Raw genomic sequence first — 23374 nt, 5'->3', positions numbered from 1 at the left:
TCTAAAACTTAATGTGTTGTGATAATTTTTGCATATAAAAGGAACGAATTAAAAGGAAAAATAAAATTTCAACTGTTCCAAAAATCAACAGTACGACTGTAATCTCAGCGAAGAACGAGAGATGTAAAACTTCTTGTAACATCTTTGTCGCGAACATCGTATGGATGGATGCCATAATGTAAGGCACGAAGAAAAGAATCGCAAGCTGAATTGTCGCTGAACGTTTCATTTCAGTTTCCGTTAAGCCAATTTTCGTAATCGTTATATATTTTTCTTGCTCATTTGTTAAATCTGTATACATCCGGAAGTAAAGAACACTGCCAGCTCCGATAAAGAAAATAACACCTAAGAAAGTACCAATTAAGAAAAATGAAGCGACATTTAGTTTTGTTTTATATAGAGAATCGCTCGCTTCACTTGCATGGAAAGGCGGGTGCTCTGCTTGAATTGCTGCATTGTCGTTATGGATTTTTGTTATAAACGATGAACCGATATTATGTGCTTTTTCCCAATCTGTAACTTTGAAGTTATATACACTCATTTGCTTGGAAACGGTCGATAAGGCTTCTACATTTTCATCAGATAGTATGAGTAATTGGTATATTAAGCTGTTTGGGAATGGGCTATAACTTTTATATTCTTTCACTTGTAGTTGTAAATTGTTTTGAGTAAGTGTAAGAGTATTTTTCTGTTCTTTATTATGAAGTGTTCCAATAACTTGATCATCTAAGTCTTTCATAAGAATATAAGATTCATTCTTATTCACCGTGAGTTTTTCCCAATTTAATGCTTTAGCAAGTACATTATAGTCACTTTGTTTAATTGCATAATAGAGCTGCGTGTTATCTTCAGCCGAAGATACTTCATATATATCCGTTTTAAATTTTGTATAAGTAAAGTGTTCTTCATTAAACTTTTGCTCTAACCAGTTTAAATGCTCATCCGCTAACGTATTTTCAGTATGTGATAAATATGTAAAAGGAAAAGGGTTTTCCCTTATCGCATCAAACTTTGTAAATTTCCCAAAACCGTATAAGAATGTAATCATTGTAAAAGCGAGTGTTGATAGCATTGCTACAATAAAAAGCATGTTAATGTTTGTCCGAATACGTGATGCTAAATCAGAAATCCAAAGCATATTAATGCGTTTCATATAAAACGTTCTTCGCGCTTTTAATATACGAATGAGTAAAAAGCTAATTTGTGAGAAGAAAAAATATGTCCCAGCTGCAATAAGCGATGGGATGACAAATATACTAGAGATGGCATATAAAAGCCCAATGATGTCACCTAGTGATAGAAAGTATAATGGATTTGCGGCTAACGCATATCCTGATATTAAACATATCGCACCAAATAGAGAGATGAGCACAGATGCTTTTCTTTCTTTTTGTTTTGTTCCTTCTTTTAAAAGACGTACAGCTTTTCTCGTACGAATGAGCATCGGTGTAAAAGATGATACGAGAATAAAGAGTCCGAGAAAGATGATGATAGTTAAAATAATGGCGCTTGTAGGCCAATATAAATATAAACCAGGTACATGTGTAATTTTGGCGGTAACTAATAAAAAGAACTGTGAAAAGACAAGTCCAAGTTGAATGCCAAAAAATATAGAAAGAACACCAATTAACATATTTTCTATAAATATGAGTCGTTTTAATTGTTTTTGAGAGATGCCAAGTACTGTTAAAATCCCAAATTGCTTTTTTCGTACTTTTAAGAAAGTACCGATTGAATATAGTAAAAAGAAAAATGAAAAGAATACAATGACAACTTCTGAAATTGTCATTAATATGTTCAGAGCATAATTTACGTCGGTCATATGCAATTTAGGATGAAATAAGTAAACTGCAAATGAGAAAAAAATTGCAATAGAAAACGCGCTGCTTACAAAATAGGCGAAATAAGCTCTGGCGTTCCGCGAGACGTTTTTAAATGCAAACTGCCAAAATGTCATTCACCTAAACCTCCTAATATAATGAGCATGAAAAAGGAGGGAAGAGATCCCGCCTTTTTCATGTAATAACCTTTTTAATGTGTATTAGTATATTGTGATAGCTTTTGCATATAAAGTGAACGAATGAATAAGAAAAATACGATTTCAACGAATCCAAAAATAATAAGAACGGCTGAAACTTCTTTGAACAACGATAAGCCAATTACATCTTGTAGCATTTTCGTTGCGAACATTGTATGAATGGATGCCATAATGTACGGAACGAAAAATAAAATACTAAGTTGAATGGTTGCAGATCGTTTCATCTCTGCACCTGTTACACCGATTTTAGAAATCGTTATATATTTCTCTTGTTCGTTCGTCAAATCGGTATACATTCTAAAGTAAAGAACGCTACCAGCTCCAATGAAGAAAATAACTCCTAAAAATGTCCCGATTAGGAAGTATGCAGCACTACCAGATGTTATTCTGTATAACGATCCTGCTGATTCAAAGGAGCGAATAAGAGGTCCTTCATACTGAGATTTATTTCGATCTTTTTGCACTTTTTCTATAAAAGTATTAGCGATTTTATACGTCTGTTCCCAGTTTTGAATTTTGTAATTGTACGCCGATATATGCTTTACTGTGTTAGGTAAGTTGTTCACGATAATATCAGGCAAAACTATCGTTTGATATGAAAAATCAGATGGAATTGCATTGATATGTTCATAGCCTTTAACTTTTAATTTCGTATTTGTACTAGAGAGTGTAATGTAATCTCTTTTGTAGCTTTGCTCAAATTCGTTGAATATAGTGATATAAGACGTCCCTGTTAAAACATATGCCTCGTTATCATTCATAAATAGTTGTTTCATTCGTAAAGAATCCGCAAGTTTGTTGTAGTCACTTTGCTTAATTGCATATACGTCATTATAAATAGCTATACCTGTATCTTCTTCTAGCGGTGTTTCATATATATCAGCTGTTATTTTGTCATAAGGAAAATGCTCTTTTTGTAATTGTTGCTCAAGCCAATTTAAATGCTCTGTAACAAAAGGATTCGCATCATAAGAAAAATAAGAAATTGGGAAAGGCGAAGTTCGATTAACGTCTAGCTTAATAAATTTTCCGAACCCATATAGAAACGTAATCATTGTGAAAGCGATAGTAGATAGCATTGCTACAATAAACAGCATATTAATATTCGTTCGGATGCGGTTTGCTAAATCAGAAATCCAAAGCATATTAATCCGTTTCATATAAAACTTTCTTCTTTTCTTTAAAATATAAATAAGTAAGAAACTAATTTGTGAAAAGAAGAAATATGTACCGATTGTAACGAGCGTTGGAATGACGAAAATACTTGAAACCATATATATAACACCTATTTGTGGGCTTACTGATACGAAATATTTAGGATTTCCAGCTAACGCATAGCCACCAAATAAACAAATCGCACCAAATAAAGAAATAAGTATGGACGGTTTTCTCTCTTTTCGTTTTTTACTATTTATTTTTAAAAGGTGTACCGCTTTTTTTGTACGAATGAGCATCGGTGTCAATGTAGATACAACGATAAAAAGACTAAGGAAGACGATTGTCGTTAAAATAAACGCATTAATAGGCAAGTATAAATATATGCCTGGTACGCGCGTAATTTTTGCTGTCACTAATAAGAAAAATTGCGAGAAGACAAGTCCAAACTGCATACCGAAAAAGATAGATAAAATACCGATTAACATATTCTCCATAAAAACAAGACGATGTAATTGTTTTCTCGATATTCCTAACACGGTTAAAACGCCGAATTGTTTTTTTCTAACTTTTAAAAAAGTACCAATGGAATATAGTAAAAAGAAGAAAGAGAAAAATACAATTACTACTTCTGAAAATATCATTAATCCTGAAATTTCAGAGACCATTCCAAATTTTTGTAATTTCGGATGGAATAAGTAAACAGCAAATGAAAAGAAAACGGCAATCGAAAAAGAACTACTTACAAAGTAAGCAAAATAAGCTCTCGAGTTGCGCGTGACGTTTTTAAATGCAAATTGCCAAAAGGTCATAAATTATACCTCCGATTAGAAGATATAGAAGTAGTTTTATTGCAAAAAATGTATGAGAGTGAGTTCTCATACATTTTGCTTGCATATGTCACGATCATGCTTCGGTCACCTTCTCCGCATGTTCTAATTGATTATTTGCAGCGTTGTGGAAGATGATTTTAATCGTCGTTCCTTTACCAACTTCAGAATCTAGTTTGACAGAGTGACCTAAATAATCACAAATCTTACTTACGATATAAAGTCCCATACCAGTAGATTCTCCGAATGTACGACCATTTTTCCCAGTGTAAAACGGTTCGAATACTCGTCGAATATCTTCTTGCGGAATACCAACACCTTCATCACGAACTTCTAAAATAATATCTTTTCCGTTTCGATAAGCGGATAAGAATACTTTCTTTCCGCGCTCACCAGAGTAACGAACGGCATTTGTCATTAACTGATAGATGATAAATTTTAGCCATTTCGCATCAGAAGCAACCTTTAAATCAGAATGAACTTCTAAAACAGGGAAGACTCCGTTTCGGATAAATAGTTCTTTTAATCCATTAATATTTTTCGTTACCGTATCTTTTAATGAAATCGTCTCAACATGGAAGTCTTCATGGAAGTTATTTAACCTTGCCATGTATAAAGCCATATCAAGCCCTTGGTTTAGACGTTCTAATTCTTTTTTGAATTTCGGAATTAAATGTTCATCTTCCATTTCGAGCACCATAAGTTGCATAACAGAAACGGGCGTTTTCATTTGATGCACCCAGTGGTTAATGAATAATTGATGTTCTTGTTGTTTTACTTCATACGATTGTAGTTCTTTTTGGAAGAGACGATACTGCGTGCGCACGAGTTCATTTACACCGTGAGGCATCGGAGCAGTTGCTCTTTCAATAAACGCATCTTCCATTTTTTCTGGTTGTTCACTTAATCTATGGTACATTCTACGATTGCGAACGTAACGGTAAGCGAGGAAACAAATAAATAAGTATAAGCTTAAAACAACGAAGTAAAATTTATTATTTTGAAATCCATCTACTGCATCATAAAGAACGAAAATGATACCGAAGTTTAATACGTACAGTAGAAAAAATGCAAAATGATCACGTAAAAATAGCTTCATGCTTATTCACTCCAAGTTGCGTTAAAACGATACCCAAGTCCGCGCACTGTTTCAATAGCATTTTCAATACCAAGCTCATTGAACTTTTTACGAAGACGCGTAATGTTTACGTTTAATGTGTTTTCTTCAACGAAGCTCTCGTCATCCCAAAGGGCAGCTAGTAAATCTTCACGGCTCGCTGTACGAGGGAATTTAGATAATAACATTTCTGCTAAAATAGCTTCTTTCTTCGTTAAAAGAACTTGCTCAGATCCGAAGTGAATTTCAGGACGTTCTGGGAATAGTTTTAAACCTTCTACTTCAACGATACGTTCAGAAATATTTGGCGCATAATCACCGTAAATACGGCGTAATTGACCTTTAATTTTCGCCATTACAACGTCGTAGTGGAACGGTTTTGTAATATAATCATCCGCACCGCTTTCAATCGCCATAATTTGTTCCATCTCACCAGCACGAGCTGAAATGAAAATAATAGGACAAGTAGATTCATGACGAATTTGGCGGCACCAGTAGAACCCATCGAATTTCGGTAAGTTTACATCAAGTAAAACAAGATGTGGTTTCACTGCGTTAAACGATTCCATAATATCATCGAAATTCTCTGCAACAACAGCTTCATAGCCGTATTTTTGAATGTGAGATTGTAGTAATGATGAAATATTTGGATCGTCTTCAACGATTAAAATTTTGTACATATGTATATTCCTCCTAAAAAAAACAATTGTAGATATAGTGTATCATGTGTTTCAAGTCTTTTCATTATGTTGAAAGATAAGCTAATAAACAGTATAGGGTAAAAGTGTGAAAATTAAAAAGGGCGGATATATAATTCACTATTATCGGTGCAGTAGGGCTAACGATGGGATATTCCGATGTCACTTATAAAAAAAGGACTAAAGATGTAAATAAAAGCTGCTTTTCCTTTTAGGGAAGAGCAGCTTTGTTTTTAGAGTATTCGAATTACCATATTTAATAAGTTATATTCAAATTTTTAATTAACCAAGGCTTGATCAATGACAGAACTGTTATAGGCTGCATAGCTTTAGTGTGATCCATATCGTTTCCTCTTAAGATTTCTATATCCCATCCAAGGTGTTCTAACTTTTGTTTGTTTTTTTGAAGTATACCAATAATATCAACTACTACATTGCCAAAGTTTTTACCGTAAACAATAGTGTCTTTTTCCCCAGAAAACGCTAATCTCGGAATGATTAGTTTATGTTGGATATCTTGATCATCAAACTCCATCAAATTCTCGTACATTGTAACAAACTGTTTAGTTTGATTCGTGTCAATCTTTATCTGTATGTTATCCCATTCAATTTTTTCAGGACTAATATGTTCTTGATTAATAACAGGAGAATCGTGATTATTCATAGCTTGCTCGTATGTTTTATTTGTCACTACCATCATTTCTTTATATGGACCATCTATTGGCGGAAAACCACCCATGATTAGGCTTTCTAGTCTGTCTGTTCGAATGGCTAATTGTAACCCCACTAAAGCTAACCAAGAATAACCATAATAGCTAAACTTATTAATATTCATTTTATCTGCAATTGTTAAGAGGTCTTTTATTATATTTTCAGGTGTGAGATTCTCTGGACTTGGATGTTGCAAACGATGACCTTCGTAATCAAAATATAAAATCTGAAACTTATCCGTGAGGCCATCAATAAAATGTTTTCCGAATTCAGGATCTACTCCCCACAACTTTAAGGTTTCAGCATCTTGTCCATATACTGATTCTTTAGCAACTGGGAGCATAAATGTTTTAAATTTTGGATTTCCAACCAAGCCAACCTTTAATTCTGATTCATCCGTAAGTTTTATGATTTTCTCCATTTCTATCACTCCTAAATTGTTTATACTAAAATCATATAACATTCATGCAATCTTCCGGATTTATGATTTCCTCCCCCGTATATATAAGGATTTTATTTGAAATATGTTAATGTAGCACTTGAAGGTTTTACTTTAAAAAGGAGTTAATAAATGGAGACATATAGCCCTAAACAAATTGCAAATGTCTTAAATGTTAGCACAACAACTTTGAGAAGATATGAAGAACAAAATCTTATTCCTGTTGTACCAAGAACGGAAAGCAATCACCGGTTTTATACATCGATACACTTTCAAGCATTTATTACCATTAGAGCATTATTAAAAGGATATGATATACCTATTGTTTATAAAGTTATGAGAATGATTAAAAACGTAGAGTTGGAAGAAGCACTTTGGTTAATTAATGAGCAGCAATTCAATATTCAGGTGGAGAAAAAACGAGTGGAAGAAATACTTAACATGATTCGGAATGCTGATTTTACTAAATATAAAAATATGAAGTTAAATGAACATATGAGTATTGGAGAGGTTGCAAAAATAGCAGGCGTAAATACTTCGGCTATCCGTCATTGGGAACATGAAGGGTTAATTCACTCAGAAAGAAATAAAGAAAACGGTTATAGAATGTTTCCTATATCTGAACTGCGTAAAATACTGGTTATAAGTAGTTTGAGAAAAACCGTGTATTATATAGAAAATATGAAAAGCTTGCTAGATGATTTAGAAACATCAAATTATGACAAAATTGAACGTTCCTTTCAGTTGGCTTTAGAAAATTTGAACAACCAACTATTACTTCAATTGAAAGGAATCGGAGAATCGATGAAGTACATACAATTTTATGAGGAGATAAACATGTAAAAAGAGCTAAGCGCGATGCTTAGCTCTTTTTCTTTTGTTATCATTTCTTCAAAACCGGTACCCAAATTTCACTTTTAAAGTTTGGAGAGGATATATCTTTCTGTTCATTCCACAATATTTCCGGTCCTTCCGCTAGTTCATAGTTTGAGGAAGGAAACCATTCGGAATAAATACGTCCCCATACATTTTGTAATGTTTCAGGAAATGGACCGACTGCTTCAAATATAGCCCATGTTGAAGCCGCGACTTCAAGTTGCGCGAATTGTTCTGGGCACTCTCCCGCCCTAGCTACTCCAATGTAGTGATCGAGTTCGCCTTTTTCCTCCATTCTTCCTTCAGAAAAGTTAGTAGAAGCACTAATGATTCCAGTAGGTTCAATGTTTGAAAGTGATTTTAATGTTTGAATAGCCTCTGGGTTTAAACTTTTCCACATAGAAGCAATTTCTTCATTTACACCGTTAAAAACGATAGGTACTCGTTTTGTAATACCTATAATTTGAAATGAGTCTTTTTCTTCAATTCGATAGTTCATTTCATGTCCTCCTTGAATGGATAATTGGAAGGTCATGGGTGAATAAGCTTTTAAAGAATGACTACTATTTCGGGCTTCTGAAGGTGTAATGCCATGCAAGTTTTGAAACGCACGAGAGAATGAATCTGGTGAATTGTAGCCATATTTTATAGCGATATCAATAACTTTCGCATCGCTATTTTTTAGTTCAAAAGCAGCGAGAGTAAGACGTCTACAGCGAATATATTCTGATAGTGATATGCCAGCTAGGAAAGAAAACATTCTTTTGAAATGATATTCGGAGCAGAAAGCTATTTTTGCGACTTCCTTAAAATCAATTTCACGTGTAAGGTTGTCTTCAATATACTGCATTGCCGCATTCATGTTTTTAAGTGAATCCATAACCATAACCTCCTTGTTAAATAGAATAGCAGGAATGAAATAACTCCATCCGACATTTCATGCACAACTTTGTAGGGTATATTTTTAACCTTACAAAATTGTAATGTTCCTGTAAGGAGAATGAATGGATGGCATGATATCCCAATGTTATAGTAACAAAGTACTTTGATTCAGTAGGTTAAATTTTTATGTCTTTACTTATGCGCCTTACATAACTGTCATGTTTGTGTAAGAAACATCGATAGTGGCAAGAGTAGAGAATGTATATAGTGAAAATAGAGAATAGATGAAATGAGGGATGTCGAGATGAAAACAGTGTTAGAAGCAAAAAATATTGAAAAAGTATATGACACGGGTGGTAATAAATTTGCAGCGTTAAAAGGTATTAACTTACAAGTAAAAGAAGGTGAGTTCGTTGGAATTATGGGACCTTCTGGTTCGGGTAAGACGACTTTACTAAACGTTCTTTCTACAATTGATAATGCGACGAACGGTGAAATTTTAATTGATGGAAAAGATATCGTGAAAATGAATGATGATAAGTTAGCGTTATTCCGCCGCGATCATTTAGGTTTCATCTTCCAAGATTATAACTTATTAGATACGTTAACTGTAAAAGAGAACATTGCGTTACCTCTTGCGTTATCGAAAGTAAAGGCAAATGAAATTGATCGCCGCGTTCTTGAAATCTCGAAAAAGTTCGGTATCGATCATATTTTAAGTCAGTTCCCATATCAAGTATCAGGCGGACAGAAGCAGCGCTGCGCGGCATCACGTGCAATCGTTACAAATCCAAGTATGATTTTTGGGGACGAGCCAACCGGAGCGCTTGATTCTAAATCAGCAACAGATTTACTTGAAAGTATGAAGTCGTTAAATGAGTATGATAACTCAACAATCTTAATGGTAACGCACGATGCATTTGCAGCAAGTTACTGTAAGCGAGTTATTTTCATTAAAGATGGTGAGTTATATAAAGAATTGCACCGCGGCGAGTTAACGCGTAAACAGTTCTTCCAACAAGTCGTTGACGTAATGTCTTCTATTTCTGGAGGTATGGCTGATGACCTTATCTAGCATTGCCCTCCGCAACATACAGCGGAACTTTAAAGACTACTTTGTATATTTTGCATCTATGATTTTTAGTATCGTTATTTACTTTACATTTAAAGCACTGCAATATAATTCACAAATGGAAAAAGCAGCGGAAGCTTCTAAAAAAATTAGCGGGGCATTCCAAGTTTCCAGTGTGATGCTTATTATTTTCGTAGCGGTGTTTATTATATATTCGAACGGTTTCTTTACAAGAAAACGTAAAAAAGAAGTTGGGTTATATTCTTTATTAGGTATTCGTAAAAGACAGATTGGTAAAATGCTCTTTTATGAAAATATGTTAATGGGATTAATGTCTTTAATTATCGGGATTGCGATTGGTAGCGTCCTTTCAAAACTATTCCTTGAGCTACTAGTAAGCATGATGGGATTAAAATTAAATGTACATTTTGAAGTACCAATGGCTGCAATTGTTGATACAGCAATTATTTTCTTTGTGATTATTTTATATACATCACTTCAAGGATATCGTCTAATTTATCGATTCAAGCTAATTGAACTTTTCCGTGCAGAACGTGAAGGAGAAGCAATGCCGAAGGGCTCTGTTATTATGGCATTAATTTCAGTTTTCTTAATCGGTTCAGGTTATTTCTTAGCGTTAATGTACATGAAAGCAGTTATGTATGCAGACTTTATGGTCGTTGCATTATACATTTTATTAGCAACAGTAGCAGGAACTTATTTATTGTTCATGTTCTTCACAGTATTTATATTGAAACGTGCAAGAAATAATAAGTCAGCGTTTTATAACGGTATGAATATGGTAACGACATCGCAATTACTATATCGTATTAAAGGAAATGCGAAATCACTTGCGACAATTGCGATTTTAAGTGCAGTAACATTAACAGCGGTTGGTACGTCTGTTACGATGTATTACAACACATTTACGCAATCAAAAGTGGCTTCGCCGTATAGTTATTCTTATGAGAAAAAAGATGAAGCATTAGATAAAAAAGTAAATGAAATACTTGCTGGAGAAAAGAAGAATCATCCAGTGACATATGAATCAGAACTTGAAATGATTCCTGTGAAAGGAACATTTAAAGGTGAAAGAGCGGATCAAGTTCTGAACACACACTATAATGTTACGAAGCAGTACCAGCTTATTTCTCAATCAAACTTTAATACAATCGCGAAACATTTAGATATAGACCCTGTAAATTTAAGTGCGAATGAAGCTTTTGTATATGATAGCCTATATATTGAAAAACTTGATTTTGGTCCTCTTTACACAGGAAATACAGCTGTATTCCCTGTTGGAAATGAATCGAAAGAGTTAAAGATTAAAGGTGTAAATAGTAGAAGTGTTACAAACTTAAATGAACTATTTGTAATCGTTCCAGATCAAACATATGAGCAGGCGAAACAAGTAAACGAAACGCGCACTGTAAAAAATATTGATGTAAAAGGTGAGCGAAATAGTAAAGAGTTAACAGCGAAATTAGCAAGTGTTATGCCAGCTGGTGAATCAGAAATTTTAAAACCATTTCATGATTTCTATACAGGATTCCAAATGGGACTTGAAACGACAGGTTTAATGATGTTCATCGGACTATTTTTAGGATTAGTATTCCTATTAGCGACAGGTTCAATCATTTACTTCAAGCAGCTTACAGAGGCAAGCGCTGACCGTGATCGTTACGTTGTTCTTCATAAAGTCGGTGTAACGAAGCAAGAGATGAAGAAAGCTATCGCAAAACAAGTAAGCTTTATCTTTGCGATCCCGTTAGTAATAGGAATTTTACACAGCTTGTTTGCATTAAAGGGTTTAGGAAACATATTACCGTATGAAATCATGATCCCACTTCTAATTAGTATTGGAGTATACGGTGTCATTTATATTGGATATTACTTCTTAACAGTGCGTTCTTATTATAAGATTGTGAGTGCGAAGTAATAAAGGGGCAGCTATCGCTATAGGCGATAGCTGTTTTTTATTCTTCAGAAAATCTTAAGAATTCTCCTCAATTTTTGTTAAGAAACGATAGTTATACTTAGACACAAGTTAAAAACTATTGAACGAATGGGGAGAAGTTTACATGCAGCTCATAACATTCTTACACGAATTTATGAAACATCCGAAACATACTGGTGCAGTTGCGCCAAGTTCAAAAATATTAGCAAAGAAAATGGTAGATGTAATTGATTTTAATAAAGCAAAATGCATTGTAGAGTTAGGGCCTGGTACAGGAGTCTTTACGAAAGAAATTATGAAGAGAAAGAAGAAGGACACAATATTTCTTCTTATTGAAATTAATGAAGTGTTTTGCAAAGAGTTAAAGAGAAAGTTTAAAGATGAGCAGAACGTCATTGTTGTGCACGGTTCAGCTGAAAATATAAAGAAGTATATGGAAGAGTTTAATATAGAATGCGTTGATTACGTCTTATCAGGGTTACCTTTCACTTCTTTGCCAGAAGAAGTTTCAAAGCGCATTTTAAACAATGTAATGGAAGCGATACATGAGAATGGGGAATTTATTACATTTCAATATTCACTTGTGAAAAAAGGGTTTATACAGTATTTCTTTCCTCAAATTACATTAGAAAAAGTGTGGCTCAATTTTCCGCCAGCGTACGTCTTTAGCTGTAAAAAAGAGCTAAGGAGAGTATATGCATAATGGAATTGCATGAATTATTATCCTATATTGAGCAGTATGGTTATTGGGCGTTATTTTTCTGTTTATGGTTGGGTATTATCGGTATGCCAATTCCAGATGAAATGATTGTTATGAGCGGAGGATTTGTATCTTCATTAGGTATATTAAATGTTATTCCTGCGTTTTTATTAACGTATTTAGGCGTTGTGTCTGGACTTTCTTTAGGCTATATATTAGGAAAAATATTTGGTACAAAAGTACTTGATAAGCTAATGAAAAAGAAAAAGGCGAATTATCTTTTGAAATCTCAACAAATGGTAGAGAAGTATGGCCATTATGCATTAGTCACAAGTTACTTCATACCAGTTGTAAGACATATCGTACCGTATTTAGTTGGGATGAATAATATGTCATTTCGGATATATGCTTTGTATTCCTATACGACAGGGTTTGTTTGGACACTCGTTTATTTCGTGCTCGGTTCTTTATTCGGACAACATATTGAAAGGATTGTAGCAGTTGCGATAGAGTATGGCGTATATTTTGGCGTAATTGTCGTTTTAATTGGCAGTTTGTTTTATGTAAAAAGAAATGCGGTAGTTAGTAAATAGAGGAGGCTGTTCCAAAATACATTTTGGACAGCCTTTTTTGTTGTTTCTACTGTTAGTTTTTGTCGGTAAGTCGATATTCCTTGTCGAAACGTCGATATAATTTCATGTACCTGGATGTGATCTCACATGTCCTCTACATTAAGAAAAAGTTAAGAAACTGTACGAGTTTTTATTAAGAAATGTTTCCTATACTTAGAAATGTCATAAATAAAAACATAATGAAAGGCGGAATATAGATGAAAAGGTTTATTTTTGGAGCAGTACTTGTTATTGTGGCAGGAGCGGCATATTTATTAAATGGGAGCGCTGCAATTGATCGAATGAACCCATTTCTTGATATAGAGAATCATTACGCAATTATTGATAATGATGGAAAAGAATTAGGCGGAAATAAAGGCCGTGAATACACGGTGAAAGCTTACGATAAGGATGGAAAAGAAAAAGAAGTAACAATTGATGGAGTAGATAAATTACAAAAGGGTTCCTACTGGCATGTACTTACAAGGGGGAATTTTTTACATGATAAAGTGCAAGTAACGATAGATAAAATTCCTGACGGTGCAAAGGCAAAGTTAGGATTGTAAATATAAACCCGATTCTCGATGAGAGAATCGGGTTTGTTATTTTATGGTAAAATTTAAATGGGAGGAGTGAGAGGTATGATACTCGTTGTTAGTCTTATATTAATTGGGATTATGTGCAGTATGAGGGTAGTATCTTTACATATGATAGAACGACAAAAGATAGAAGAACGATACGTATATTGTCCAAAATGTGATGCGAAAATTAGAAAAGGGAATTCTGCTCCTTTTTGTTCGAAATGTAATGTAATATTTTAGTTCAAGTAAGTCCGCCGAATCACTTTGCATGGTGCTGGATTTTTCTTTTGAAGGAAATGTTGGGGAATTTCAATGCTATAAAAAAATGCGGAGTATGCCAAGAAGTTGATGAAAAAGAGCTTGAAACAATTCAAGCTCTTTTTTATTGCTATTTATGTCCTAAAATATATTCAACCTCAGGCACACTCAATTTACTTGCCTTAGCAATCGTTTCAAGTGGTATGCCAAGATCATACATACTTTTAATCATTTGGATTTTTCCCTGTTGAACTCCTTCTTTTCGCCCTTTTTCTATACCTTGTTCTATACCTTTTTCTAAGCCCTTTTCCATGCCTCTTTTCATACCTCTTTTCATACCTTCTGTCTCTGCATGGGCGAATTTTGCTGCTTCATCCATTAAAACTTTCTCCCTTGCCTCATAGGCTTGTCGGAAAGAGGAATCTTGACTCATACGTTCCCACTTGTTTATTGCTTTTTGTAAAATAGGGTCTTGGTTCATAGCAATATCCTCCAATAGTTTAGTTAAGTGCTCATCCTCATTTGCTGAAAGCAATAAAAGCCAACGAGCAAATGGGTCTTTCCACGGATTTACTTTTTCTTCATGCCATTGTTCTGTTAATTTTGGAATTTCTATAATGTGGATTTCTATGTCGTCACTCAAGAGTTTCTGTTGTTGTGTATTCCATAATGTACCCTTTGTATGAAATTCTTTGTGATCTAAAAACATTATGAAGTTCAATAAATTAATGGTGATGGTTTTACGAAGTGCACTGTAGGGCATCCCTTTTTGTAACTGAGATGTATATAATTTTCCCCAATAATATAAACTGCGTTTCATCATATCGTGATTATTATTAAGCTGTATTTCTACATTTACTTTTGTCCCTGTGCCTAATGTTGCTGAAATGTCTAGAATTGATAATTTATCATTTGCGTGTTCTCGGTGTAAATGTGGATCTTCTAATTGTAGAGAAGCAATAGGTGACTCTAAAGACTCTTGTAACATCGCGTTTAAAAAGGCAATGAGAATATCTTCACTACCATTCGTACCAAACAATTGTTTAAATGCAAAATCAATGCGTAAATTCACTAATTGTTGGTTGAACAAAGTATGTCCTCTCCCTTATATGAAGGTGCTTCTTTTCTTCATTTTATCTAAAAATAACTAGAGTATGCAAACAAGCTATTCTTCTATTTTTTAGAAGTATTATTAGAATGTCACAGGCAAGCATGGTTATGTTATACTCTAGTGAAATTGGAAAATAGCTTATGAAACCGAAGAATGGAAACGTGTTGAAGATGAAAAAGTAAGTGAAAATGAATTCTTCCAATCAGTAGCCGCTGCAATAGAGAAGAAAGATCCAAGTATTATTGTGAAAAAAGGATGCTAATACGCACTAGAAAAATTGGGTGGAGTTTGATTGTGACTGAAAAAGATAGGAGAAAGAATAATAAATGAAAAGAAGAAGAAAATCCGGAGAAAAAGTACAAATGAATCGTTTTGCACTACCTTTATGCTACGGAAGTGAAGCACCATATTATTATTACGAGGTAGCGCCTCATGAAAGAGAGGGTCGCTTCCATTTAACATCAGATCTTTGTGTAATGGACGGTGAACATTACTTTATTAGAGGTTGTTTAGAGCTTCCTATTATTAATTGCCATGAAAATTTCATATGGACTGTGTGGGTATCACTTAGTAAAGAAAGTTATGATGAAGTATTAGAAAAGTGGGATGAGAGAGGCAGAGAAAAGAGTGATCCTTATTTTGGCTGGTTATCTGTAGAAATACCAGTTTATCCAGAAACATTAAATTTAAAAACAAATATACATATAAGAGAAATAGGAATGGCACCGTATGTTGAATTAGAGCCAACCGAGCATCCTTTAGCAATTGAACAAAGAAATGGAATTACTTTAGAGAGAGTTAAAGAAATAGAGGAAATGATCCAAGGACACAACTAGATTAGAAGAGAAAAAACGAGTGATATCGCTCGTTTTTTCTTATACAACCGCAGGATTATAAATCATCGTAAAGTGCCCTTGCAACAATTCGATTTGACAAGGTGTGTGAAGGGAACTTTCTCCATCTGTATCTACTTCTTTTTCGTCCTCTGTTTCAATATGAATGGATTTCGCTTTTACATGGAAGATGTCATTTTCATTTGAGTCTTCAAATAGTTTCTTTCCGATATAATCTTTAAATGCTTGAATACCTGTTGATTTGACTACGAAAATATCAAGTGTTCCGTCGTCACATTTTACGTTCGGAATAAAGGACGGGATGCCGCCAAGATATTCACCGTTTCCAACCATGACAAGAACAGCTTCGTCTTCATATACTTGTCCGTCATAAGTGATTTTAACTGGGAATGTTTCAGCATTTTTGACAGTTCGAATGGTGCTTAAGTAGTAACCGATTTTACCAAGCTTTGCTTTCTCTTCTGCATCGATATTGTTTGATACTTCAGATACGAGACCAATCCCCCAGAAGTTTAAGAAATATTGTCCGTTTGCTTTTGCAACGTCAACTGGTTTTACGTGTTCTTTTGTGATAAGTTTTGCTGCTTCTGCAATGTTTTGCGGAACGCCTAGTGTGCGAGAGAAGTCATTGCAAGTTCCGCCTGGAATGATTGCAAGTGTAGGTCTAGTTTCAAGAGGTGCTAAGCCGTTTGTGCATTCAAATACAGTGCCGTCACCACCAAAGACGATAATTAAATCTACTTTACTAGCAAACTCTTGGCAATATTTTGTTGCATCACCTTGCTTTTTCGTATGAAGGATATGTAAGTCAGGAAAAGCTGCGGCAAGAGGTGGTACGATTTTCGTTAAATTTGTATGTAAGTCGCCTTGTCCAGCTTTTGGATTTACGATGAGGAGTACTTTTTCAAATTTTGTCTTTGTCATTTTTCATCTCTCCCTGTTTTTTTGTAATGGAAAGAAGGAGCTGTTCCGATGTATTTCAGAACAGCTTCTTCCTAATTAATAGGGTGCTAAGATTGTCGGTTATTGTCGGTAAGTCGATATATTCAAAAAATCGCCGATATAATTTGAGTTACAGTCGATATATTTGAAAAATCGCCGATATAATTTAAGATACGGTCGATATATTTTGAAAATCGCCGATATAAATTTCATGTACTATCGATTTTTTAAGTTATACGATTATTCCGTTACAACTGAAGCGATAAATGGTAAGTTACGATATTTTTCTGCACAGTCGATACCGTAGCCAACGATAAATTCGTCTGGAATTTGGAAGCCAACATATTCAGCTTTTAAGTCCACTTTACGACGCTCAGGTTTATCAAGTAGCGTACAGAATTTTAACGCTTTTGGTTTATGCATAAAGAAGTGATCTTTTAAGAAGTGAAGTGTTAAACCAGAATCGATAATGTCTTCTACGACAATTACGTTTTTGCCAGTAATGTTTACATCGATATCTTTTAATAGTTTTACTTTTCCAGTTGTTTCTGTTTGATTTCCGTAGCTAGATGCAGAAATAAAGTCGATTGTTACATCGTTTTTAATGTGACGAATTAAATCAGCAGCGAATACGAAAGATCCTTTTAATACAGCGATTACTACGATTTCTTCTCCCTCAAAATCATGTTCGATTTGAAGTGCTAGTTCTTTTACTTTTTCTTGTAATTGTTTTTCAGAAATTAAAGTGTCTTTTATTTCAATATTCATTGGAGTCCTCCTACAGTGTAAAACTTGTGAACATTTCGACTGTAAAGGATAGAAAGGAAAAAGTCAAAGGAGATAGTAATTTTTTACAAAATACGAACAAAATCATCTGATGATATGATATACTAATTATATTAAGAAAACGCTTCCATAAAGGGTGATTATAATGAAGAAGAAACAGTACACAACTGTAACATTTATAAAAGCATTACTATTAACAATTGTTCTTGGATTGTTGGCTTATATAATTGATGTACCAGCGATTCGTATTTCACTAATTGGAATGACTTTAGTATTAGGCGCAATTTCCCATGGTATGATGTCACAGCTGCAAGAAGCTGGACTTGATGATATGAAAGACCATATAGATAAGAAATAAGAGACCTTCACATAGGCATAGTGAAGGTTTTTTTGTTTCTTACAAAAATGTAAGGTAGTTGTAAGGGAAATCGATAGTTGCATAGTAGTGTTTTGGATAAACTATGGGTGTAAGGTAAAAGGCAAGCATATTTTAGGTAAATTAAGTTTTAGGCACTCTATATGTGAAAAAGGAGTAGGAGGGCATGGAGAAACGTTGGACGACCTTTTCTTTTTTAGCAACTAGCAACACCGTAATGCTGGCTGGCGAAATGGATTTTTTGCACTTGTTTGATCGAGAAGACGATCATTCTTCTTCTAAATTTACAATGAAATGGAGTAAGTGGAGCGATAGTTGTAGGTTTGAAGAAGAGACCCCTAACGAAGAGCAAAAGGTTATTTTGACAAACCCTATTAAAGCGTGGGTTGTTCAACGTCGTAAGTGTAACGTCAAAAATCACTTAAAGAAAACTGAGCCGAAACAATTAGTTATCGCTCCGGCCCGTTCTACTTCTAAATCACGCGAAAGTAACATGTAAATAATTGAGACACACACCCGAAAAAACATCGTATATATTGCGATGTTTTTTTATTTTTTTACAATGAAATCTTCAAATAAAATATATTTCATCTGCATCTCATATTTACATCTCTTGTTTATTCTAGTGATACATCCGATGCGAAGTGATGTAAAACGTATAAAAGGAGAGAAATAAAATGAAAAAGAAACTATTACCGATCTGTGCAATAGCACTTTTAACAGTGGGATATTCTTCAGTAGCAAGTGCGGATACTGGAACAGTAACGAAGGAAGAAGCAACGCAACTGCAACAAGATAAAGCTAAAAAAGAAGAAGCAATTAAGATACAGCAAAAGAGTGATGAAGAGAAAAAACAAGCGGTGCAAGCACAAGAAAAAAGTGATATGGCTAAAAAAGAGGAAGCTATAAAAGTACAAGAAAAGAATAATGAAGCTAAAAAAGATGCAATAGTAAAAGTTGGAGCAAATAGTGAGATGCAGATAAAGGAAATAGTAAAAGGTGAAAAATTACCAAATACAGCATCTAATAATGTAGCAATGATGGGATTAAGTGCATGTCTTGTAGCAATCGGTACATTATTTGGTTTGAAACGTCGCAATAAAGTTAAGGCGTAATTACAATATTGCCCTATAAAGAATGGGATAATTTCATATATTAAAAATGGTAGGTTATTCCTACCATTTTTGGCATGGAGGGATGAAGAATGAAGTTACTCAATTATATCGGTATCATATTGATGGCTATAGGACTACTTATGGGATCCTATTACGCTGTGGAATGGTATAAAGGAAAAAGTTCTGCGCAAGAATTAACGAATGAGGAAATAAAGAGCTTTAAAAATATACAACATAATCAACTTCCTTATGAAACACTGGTAACTTCTCAAGTGCCTTCTTCTCAAACAGAACATAAAGAAGGAGAAAAGGTAGCGATGTTAAATATACCGAAATTAAAGAAGAAGTTTTCTATATATTGGGGAGCGGATGATGCAACTTTGAAAAAAGGAGTTGGAATGTTCGTTAGTGATGTAACGACAACGCCATCTGGAGGAGGACATACTGTACTAAGTGGGCATAGGGATACTGTCTTTACAGAATTAGGACAGTTGAAAGAAAAAGACACTCTTGTTTTAGAGTATGATAATAAAACGTACACATATGAAATTCAAAAAATATGGATTACCCATGCGGATGATCGTACTGTTATTATAAAAAAAGAAGAACCGATACTAACACTGACGACTTGTTACCCATTTGATTATATAGGGGATGCGCCAGATAGATATATTATCGAGGCGAAGTTAACTGGTAGTTATTCAAAATGAAATTGTAGTTTCGAAAAGCGGGAGGGGGATACATAAGTTATGGCAAAAAACATTTTAATTGTGGAAGATGAAGATATATTACGTGAAATATTAAAAGACTATTTTTTAAGTGAGCAATATGTAGTGTTTGAAGCGAGGGACGGGAAAGAGGCTTTAGTTGTATTTGAAGAAGAAGAGGTTGATTTAGTTATTCTTGATATTATGTTGCCGGAACTCGATGGATGGTCTGTTTGCCGAAGAATCCGTAAAACATCCGAAGTTCCTATTATTATGTTGACGGCACGTGTAGATGAAGATGATACGTTACTTGGATTTGAACTTGGGGCGGATGACTATGTGACGAAGCCATATAGCCCACCAATTTTATTAGCAAGAGCGAAACGGTTGTTAGAGAGTAGAAAAGTGACAAAGCAACTTTTAGAGAATGAAGATGATATATTATCAATCCATGGTATTCATGTTCATTTTCCATCGCGTACTGTTACGGTAAATAAAACAGACATTAATTTAACACATACAGAATTTGAAATATTAGCGTATTTTATGAAAAATCAAGGAATTGTCTTAACGCGAGAGCAACTCATTTCAAGAATTTGGGGATACGAATTTGCAGGCGATGATCGAACGGTTAATAGTCATATTCGTAATTTAAGAAATAAATTAGGAGAGAAAGCAAAGTACATTACAACTGTAGTACGAACAGGTTATAAATTTGAGGGGAATGTATGAGAAAAGGGATTGTACTAAAATTATTTACCCTCACAACAGCGCTATGTATGTTAATTTTAGCGACGATTTTTATTGGACAAACGATATTTTTTAAACAATATTACGCGAATCGAAAAGTGGAAGATATTAAAGTGAATTTAAATTCCTTTGAGAAGAATTATTTAAACTATGCAGGAAATGTGGAAGAAATTAAGCGACTGGAGCAAGACTTTTTAAGAGAAAATAATACGTGGATTACGACATTAGATCAGAACGGGAATTTAAAACATGCGAACGACTTCTATTTTGAGGTTGTTTTAGAAAAAAGGGCAGAGAAGAAATATGGACCCAAAATGATCTATATTCCTTTGAACTATCTCATGAATGTAGATGAGATTGAAAAGGGAGCACTATCTAGTTTTGTAGGGCAAGAAGTGTATCTTAGCGGACTGCAAAGAAATGGCAGTTTTATCACATTATATTTACAATTACCAGAACAGAACTTAAGTTGGGCTAATAAACCGTTAAGTAAGAAATTACTTGAAAAAGAACGTAAGATAAGCGAGGATGGGCCAAAAGTCGCTCAAGACATTATCGTTCAGGAAAGAAAAAATATTGCTGGAAATTTGAGTGATTTGGAAAAGAAGAGGGTCGTTCAAAATTCAGATTTCGATATGTTTGGAAAGATTACGAAAGTTCAGCTTCCGGATGTAACAGGTCCTATAAATCCAATTTATAAAAATAGCATCTTTTTAGATAACATAAAAGAATTTCAAACGGATTTATTATTGAAAGAGAGCAAGCACATACAATATGCAACACAAACAATGGACTATGAAAAAAATGATATTAAATATAAATTATTAATCAAGCCAATAAAAGAAAAAGATGGATCAGTAACTTATATATATGCGATGGCTTCTTTACAGCCTGTAGATGAAGCTGTACAAATGGTGCAAGATTACTACATTTACATCATTGCATTTGTAGTCGTTCTTATTTTTCTCGCTGCATTTTATTATTCAAAACAAATTGCAAAACCGTTATTAAAAATAAATGATACGACAAAGAAAATAGCGCATTTAGATTTCACAGAACAAATACCGATTACTTCAAAAGATGAAATTGGTGATTTATCGAAAAATATTAATACACTCTCTAACAAATTAAATTCCCATATTGGACAACTAGAACAAGATATTGAAAAGGAAAGAAAGTTAGAAAAGACGCGGAAAGAATTTATTTCCGGTGTTTCACATGAACTAAAAACACCGCTGAGTATTATGAAAAGCTGTATTTCTATTTTAAAAGATGGAGTAGCCGAGCATAAAAAAGAGTACTATTTTCAAGCGATGGAACGGGAAGTAGACAAAATGGATACGTTAATTTTGGATATGCTGGAGTTAGCTAAATTTGAGTCAGGCACATATAAAATGAAAAAGGATTCATTTTATATTGATACAGTAATTGAAGATATATGTGAACACCTTTCTGTAGAAATAGAGAAAAAAGAACTTCGTGTTCATAAACATATAGGTCTATTTGAAGTAGTAGCAAATCAAGGCCGGATTGAACAAGTCATCGTGAACTTCATTACGAATGCGATACGTTATACACCAAATAAAGAAGATATTATTATTTCTACAATAGATGAAAAAAATCGTATAAAAGTATGTATTGAAAATAAAGGTACTCACATTGAAGAAGAACAATTAGATAAAATTTGGGATCGTTTTTATCGCGTGGATGCAGCTCGCCAGCGTTCGCAAGGAGGAACAGGTCTTGGGCTTGCCATTTCAAAGAATATTTTAGAACTACATGATGCTGAATATGGGGCAGAAAATACAGAAGATGGTGTGTTATTTTATTTCTATTTACCGAAAAAAGCGTAGATCATATTATCTACGCTTTTTTAATTTATTTTCATATTATCTTTACCTAATCTTTATTTTTAATCAGTATAATTTGTTTAGAAAATGAGGTTATGTAAGGAGTCGATGAACCGTGCATAGCAATTGGCTAAGTATAATGGTATTTATTTTCTTTTGCGCATTTATTGTTTTTTTAATTGATATTACGATATGAAAAAAGAGCGCTTATTAAGCGCCCTTTTTGTTTGCATTTATTTGATAAGCATTGATGCTCTTGAATAAGCGTGGTGAAGTAAGGAATAAAAATATAAGTAAAACTGTACATAAAATAAAAGAACCGAGCATTGTACTGCCGTTTACGATTAATGAATAAAGCACAGCTGATTGACCTTTCGGTGCATATTGTCCCCAGAAAATAATACCGGCAATAAAGTGACAGAAGTAGCGAGCAAAGCTACCGATAAATGTAGCAACAATAATGTAACCAAGAACTTTTTTTCCTTCGTTTTGTTTGGAAGAAGGTTTGTCTTTGCGACTACCTAAATTGGATTGTTCTAAGTTATTTTCATTGGATGTTAAAAGTGCCTTTTGAATTGGACGATAGAATAAACCAGCAAATCCAATGAATGCGAAAGCAACGAAGTATTCAATGAGTACTTGAAGTGGCGTGACGATAATGGCATCGCCTACGACAATTTGTAATAATCCCCAAATTAAGCCTCCTAAGAAAGCCATTTTGAAGCCCCAGCGGTATGCGATAATAAAAATAGGAATCATAGCAAATGAAATGGAACCGCCTGTTGGAAGGCTGATTGATAATGGTAAAATGTCGATGACCATGGCGAAGGCTGCAAGAATAGCAGATTCGATCATCGCTTGTAAATTGGTGTTACGCATGTTGTCTCCCCCTAAATCCAAGTTGTACAAAAAAGAATAGATATCATAGGAGGATACGAAATACGTAAATAAAAAAGAG

General features: G+C 34.1%; 24 protein-coding genes and 1 pseudogene. 15 read left to right on the top strand and 10 right to left on the bottom strand.

What is annotated here, in order from left to right:
* Position 1: 1 nt before the first annotated feature.
* The 5 genes from ACVWY7_RS20240 to ACVWY7_RS20220 all read right to left on the bottom strand — a co-directional run bounded on the left by ACVWY7_RS20240 (position 2) and on the right by ACVWY7_RS20220 (position 6970).
* Complete coding sequence (locus ACVWY7_RS20240; protein WP_144507822.1) at positions 2-1957, bottom strand: ABC transporter permease; 1956 nt, start codon at positions 1955-1957, stop codon at positions 2-4.
* A 74-nt stretch (positions 1958-2031) separates the two neighbouring features.
* Positions 2032-4005: an FtsX-like permease family protein gene (locus ACVWY7_RS20235; RefSeq protein WP_144507823.1), complete on the bottom strand. Its 1974-nt coding sequence runs from the start codon at positions 4003-4005 to the stop codon at positions 2032-2034.
* A gap of 94 nt (positions 4006-4099) precedes the next feature.
* Positions 4100-5122 carry a sensor histidine kinase gene (locus tag ACVWY7_RS20230; RefSeq protein ID WP_000765347.1) on the bottom strand — a complete coding sequence of 341 codons (1023 nt, stop codon included), beginning with the start codon at positions 5120-5122 and terminating at the stop codon, positions 4100-4102.
* Between the two features lie 2 nt (positions 5123-5124).
* Complete coding sequence (locus ACVWY7_RS20225) at positions 5125-5820, bottom strand: response regulator transcription factor (RefSeq protein WP_000276737.1); 696 nt, start codon at positions 5818-5820, stop codon at positions 5125-5127.
* A gap of 274 nt (positions 5821-6094) precedes the next feature.
* Entirely contained in the window at positions 6095-6970 is an 876-nt protein-coding gene (locus ACVWY7_RS20220; RefSeq protein WP_000411234.1) for an alpha/beta fold hydrolase, read from the bottom strand.
* Positions 6971-7120: 150 nt separating this feature from the next.
* Here ACVWY7_RS20220 and ACVWY7_RS20215 point away from each other — a divergent pair, with 150 nt between their 5' ends.
* Positions 7121-7831, top strand: coding sequence for a MerR family DNA-binding transcriptional regulator (locus ACVWY7_RS20215; RefSeq protein WP_000451347.1), 711 nt, complete (start codon positions 7121-7123; stop codon positions 7829-7831).
* Positions 7832-7871: 40 nt separating this feature from the next.
* On the opposite strand, the gene ACVWY7_RS20210 is transcribed toward ACVWY7_RS20215, so the two are convergent.
* Complete coding sequence (locus ACVWY7_RS20210; RefSeq protein ID WP_144507826.1) at positions 7872-8744, bottom strand: AraC family transcriptional regulator; 873 nt, start codon at positions 8742-8744, stop codon at positions 7872-7874.
* Between the two features lie 306 nt (positions 8745-9050).
* Between ACVWY7_RS20210 and ACVWY7_RS20205 the strand changes: the two genes are divergently transcribed.
* The 6 genes from ACVWY7_RS20205 (at position 9051) to ACVWY7_RS20180 (ending at position 13907) form a co-directional block, all read left to right on the top strand.
* Complete coding sequence (locus tag ACVWY7_RS20205) at positions 9051-9821, top strand: ABC transporter ATP-binding protein (protein ID WP_000859653.1); 771 nt, start codon at positions 9051-9053, stop codon at positions 9819-9821.
* Positions 9808-11757, top strand: a complete 1950-nt coding sequence (locus ACVWY7_RS20200) for an ABC transporter permease (protein WP_144507828.1) — start codon at positions 9808-9810, stop codon at positions 11755-11757. Before ACVWY7_RS20205 ends, ACVWY7_RS20200 begins: the two co-directional genes overlap by 14 nt.
* Positions 11758-11899: 142 nt before the next feature.
* Positions 11900-12478: a class I SAM-dependent methyltransferase gene (locus ACVWY7_RS20195; protein WP_073522328.1), complete on the top strand. Its 579-nt coding sequence runs from the start codon at positions 11900-11902 to the stop codon at positions 12476-12478.
* Positions 12478-13068: a DedA family protein gene (locus tag ACVWY7_RS20190; protein WP_000418907.1), complete on the top strand. Its 591-nt coding sequence runs from the start codon at positions 12478-12480 to the stop codon at positions 13066-13068. Before ACVWY7_RS20195 ends, ACVWY7_RS20190 begins: the two co-directional genes overlap by 1 nt.
* Positions 13069-13304: 236 nt before the next feature.
* Positions 13305-13652: a YxeA family protein gene (locus ACVWY7_RS20185; protein WP_456523943.1), complete on the top strand. Its 348-nt coding sequence runs from the start codon at positions 13305-13307 to the stop codon at positions 13650-13652.
* A 75-nt stretch (positions 13653-13727) separates the two neighbouring features.
* Positions 13728-13907, top strand: a complete 180-nt coding sequence (locus ACVWY7_RS20180) for a hypothetical protein (protein ID WP_000604845.1) — start codon at positions 13728-13730, stop codon at positions 13905-13907.
* A gap of 148 nt (positions 13908-14055) precedes the next feature.
* Here the strand turns inward: ACVWY7_RS20180 and ACVWY7_RS20175 are convergent, their stop codons facing one another.
* Entirely contained in the window at positions 14056-15015 is a 960-nt protein-coding gene (locus ACVWY7_RS20175) for an Rpn family recombination-promoting nuclease/putative transposase (protein WP_000483100.1), read from the bottom strand.
* A gap of 145 nt (positions 15016-15160) precedes the next feature.
* On the opposite strand from ACVWY7_RS20175, the pseudogene ACVWY7_RS20170 reads away from it, so the two are divergent.
* Both ACVWY7_RS20170 and ACVWY7_RS20165 read left to right on the top strand, forming a co-directional pair.
* A pseudogene (locus ACVWY7_RS20170) lies at positions 15161-15308 on the top strand (DUF7003 family protein); the annotation flags it as partial.
* 54 nt (positions 15309-15362) lie between these two features.
* Positions 15363-15872: a DUF2199 domain-containing protein gene (locus ACVWY7_RS20165; protein WP_000830221.1), complete on the top strand. Its 510-nt coding sequence runs from the start codon at positions 15363-15365 to the stop codon at positions 15870-15872.
* A gap of 39 nt (positions 15873-15911) precedes the next feature.
* Here the strand turns inward: ACVWY7_RS20165 and ACVWY7_RS20160 are convergent, their stop codons facing one another.
* Positions 15912-16814: a diacylglycerol/lipid kinase family protein gene (locus ACVWY7_RS20160; protein ID WP_000167908.1), complete on the bottom strand. Its 903-nt coding sequence runs from the start codon at positions 16812-16814 to the stop codon at positions 15912-15914.
* Between the two features lie 258 nt (positions 16815-17072).
* Positions 17073-17600 (bottom strand): hypoxanthine phosphoribosyltransferase, encoded by a 528-nt coding sequence (gene hpt, locus ACVWY7_RS20155; RefSeq protein ID WP_073522289.1) that lies wholly within the window; start codon positions 17598-17600, stop codon positions 17073-17075.
* Between the two features lie 160 nt (positions 17601-17760).
* On the opposite strand from hpt, the gene ACVWY7_RS20150 reads away from it, so the two are divergent.
* The 6 genes from ACVWY7_RS20150 to ACVWY7_RS20125 all read left to right on the top strand — a co-directional run bounded on the left by ACVWY7_RS20150 (position 17761) and on the right by ACVWY7_RS20125 (position 22419).
* Complete coding sequence (locus ACVWY7_RS20150) at positions 17761-17976, top strand: hypothetical protein (protein WP_002156638.1); 216 nt, start codon at positions 17761-17763, stop codon at positions 17974-17976.
* 184 nt (positions 17977-18160) lie between these two features.
* Positions 18161-18493, top strand: coding sequence for a hypothetical protein (locus tag ACVWY7_RS20145; protein WP_456523942.1), 333 nt, complete (start codon positions 18161-18163; stop codon positions 18491-18493).
* Positions 18494-18671: 178 nt separating this feature from the next.
* Positions 18672-19109, top strand: coding sequence for an LPXTG cell wall anchor domain-containing protein (locus tag ACVWY7_RS20140; RefSeq protein ID WP_073522285.1), 438 nt, complete (start codon positions 18672-18674; stop codon positions 19107-19109).
* A gap of 89 nt (positions 19110-19198) precedes the next feature.
* A complete protein-coding gene (locus tag ACVWY7_RS20135) occupies positions 19199-19819 on the top strand; it encodes a class D sortase (RefSeq protein ID WP_073522284.1) in 621 nt (206 codons plus the stop codon).
* Between the two features lie 39 nt (positions 19820-19858).
* Positions 19859-20548, top strand: coding sequence for a response regulator transcription factor (locus ACVWY7_RS20130; RefSeq protein WP_001097098.1), 690 nt, complete (start codon positions 19859-19861; stop codon positions 20546-20548).
* Positions 20545-22419: a sensor histidine kinase gene (locus ACVWY7_RS20125; protein ID WP_073522274.1), complete on the top strand. Its 1875-nt coding sequence runs from the start codon at positions 20545-20547 to the stop codon at positions 22417-22419. Before ACVWY7_RS20130 ends, ACVWY7_RS20125 begins: the two co-directional genes overlap by 4 nt.
* Before the next feature lie 207 nt (positions 22420-22626).
* Here ACVWY7_RS20125 and thiT read toward each other — a convergent pair whose 3' ends face one another.
* On the bottom strand, positions 22627-23295 hold the full coding sequence (gene thiT, locus ACVWY7_RS20120; protein WP_001246605.1) for an energy-coupled thiamine transporter ThiT: 669 nt from the start codon (positions 23293-23295) through the stop codon (positions 22627-22629).
* Between the last annotated feature and the right edge of the window lie 79 nt (positions 23296-23374).

The organism is Bacillus sp. TE9106W, assembly GCF_054062215.1.
Note: the sequence above shows the minus strand (reverse complement) of the source record. Positions and strands in the feature narration are given on the sequence as shown.

What these genes read in the sequence shown, in the direction of transcription:
- ACVWY7_RS20240 (WP_144507822.1), bottom strand. Translation starts at nt 1,957, where the DNA reads ATGACATTTTGGCAGTTTGCATTTAAAAACGTCTCGCGGAACGCCAGA.
- ACVWY7_RS20235 (WP_144507823.1), bottom strand. Translation starts at nt 4,005, where the DNA reads ATGACCTTTTGGCAATTTGCATTTAAAAACGTCACGCGCAACTCGAGA.
- ACVWY7_RS20230 (WP_000765347.1), bottom strand. Translation starts at nt 5,122, where the DNA reads ATGAAGCTATTTTTACGTGATCATTTTGCATTTTTTCTACTGTACGTA.
- ACVWY7_RS20225 (WP_000276737.1), bottom strand. Translation starts at nt 5,820, where the DNA reads ATGTACAAAATTTTAATCGTTGAAGACGATCCAAATATTTCATCATTA.
- ACVWY7_RS20220 (WP_000411234.1), bottom strand. Translation starts at nt 6,970, where the DNA reads ATGGAGAAAATCATAAAACTTACGGATGAATCAGAATTAAAGGTTGGC.
- ACVWY7_RS20215 (WP_000451347.1), top strand. Translation starts at nt 7,121, where the DNA reads ATGGAGACATATAGCCCTAAACAAATTGCAAATGTCTTAAATGTTAGC.
- ACVWY7_RS20210 (WP_144507826.1), bottom strand. Translation starts at nt 8,744, where the DNA reads ATGGATTCACTTAAAAACATGAATGCGGCAATGCAGTATATTGAAGAC.
- ACVWY7_RS20205 (WP_000859653.1), top strand. Translation starts at nt 9,051, where the DNA reads ATGAAAACAGTGTTAGAAGCAAAAAATATTGAAAAAGTATATGACACG.
- ACVWY7_RS20200 (WP_144507828.1), top strand. Translation starts at nt 9,808, where the DNA reads ATGACCTTATCTAGCATTGCCCTCCGCAACATACAGCGGAACTTTAAA.
- ACVWY7_RS20195 (WP_073522328.1), top strand. Translation starts at nt 11,900, where the DNA reads ATGCAGCTCATAACATTCTTACACGAATTTATGAAACATCCGAAACAT.
- ACVWY7_RS20190 (WP_000418907.1), top strand. Translation starts at nt 12,478, where the DNA reads ATGGAATTGCATGAATTATTATCCTATATTGAGCAGTATGGTTATTGG.
- ACVWY7_RS20185 (WP_456523943.1), top strand. Translation starts at nt 13,305, where the DNA reads ATGAAAAGGTTTATTTTTGGAGCAGTACTTGTTATTGTGGCAGGAGCG.
- ACVWY7_RS20180 (WP_000604845.1), top strand. Translation starts at nt 13,728, where the DNA reads ATGATACTCGTTGTTAGTCTTATATTAATTGGGATTATGTGCAGTATG.
- ACVWY7_RS20165 (WP_000830221.1), top strand. Translation starts at nt 15,363, where the DNA reads ATGAAAAGAAGAAGAAAATCCGGAGAAAAAGTACAAATGAATCGTTTT.
- ACVWY7_RS20160 (WP_000167908.1), bottom strand. Translation starts at nt 16,814, where the DNA reads ATGACAAAGACAAAATTTGAAAAAGTACTCCTCATCGTAAATCCAAAA.
- hpt (WP_073522289.1), bottom strand. Translation starts at nt 17,600, where the DNA reads ATGAATATTGAAATAAAAGACACTTTAATTTCTGAAAAACAATTACAA.
- ACVWY7_RS20145 (WP_456523942.1), top strand. Translation starts at nt 18,161, where the DNA reads ATGGAGAAACGTTGGACGACCTTTTCTTTTTTAGCAACTAGCAACACC.
- ACVWY7_RS20140 (WP_073522285.1), top strand. Translation starts at nt 18,672, where the DNA reads ATGAAAAAGAAACTATTACCGATCTGTGCAATAGCACTTTTAACAGTG.
- ACVWY7_RS20135 (WP_073522284.1), top strand. Translation starts at nt 19,199, where the DNA reads ATGAAGTTACTCAATTATATCGGTATCATATTGATGGCTATAGGACTA.
- ACVWY7_RS20130 (WP_001097098.1), top strand. Translation starts at nt 19,859, where the DNA reads ATGGCAAAAAACATTTTAATTGTGGAAGATGAAGATATATTACGTGAA.
- ACVWY7_RS20125 (WP_073522274.1), top strand. Translation starts at nt 20,545, where the DNA reads ATGAGAAAAGGGATTGTACTAAAATTATTTACCCTCACAACAGCGCTA.
- thiT (WP_001246605.1), bottom strand. Translation starts at nt 23,295, where the DNA reads ATGCGTAACACCAATTTACAAGCGATGATCGAATCTGCTATTCTTGCA.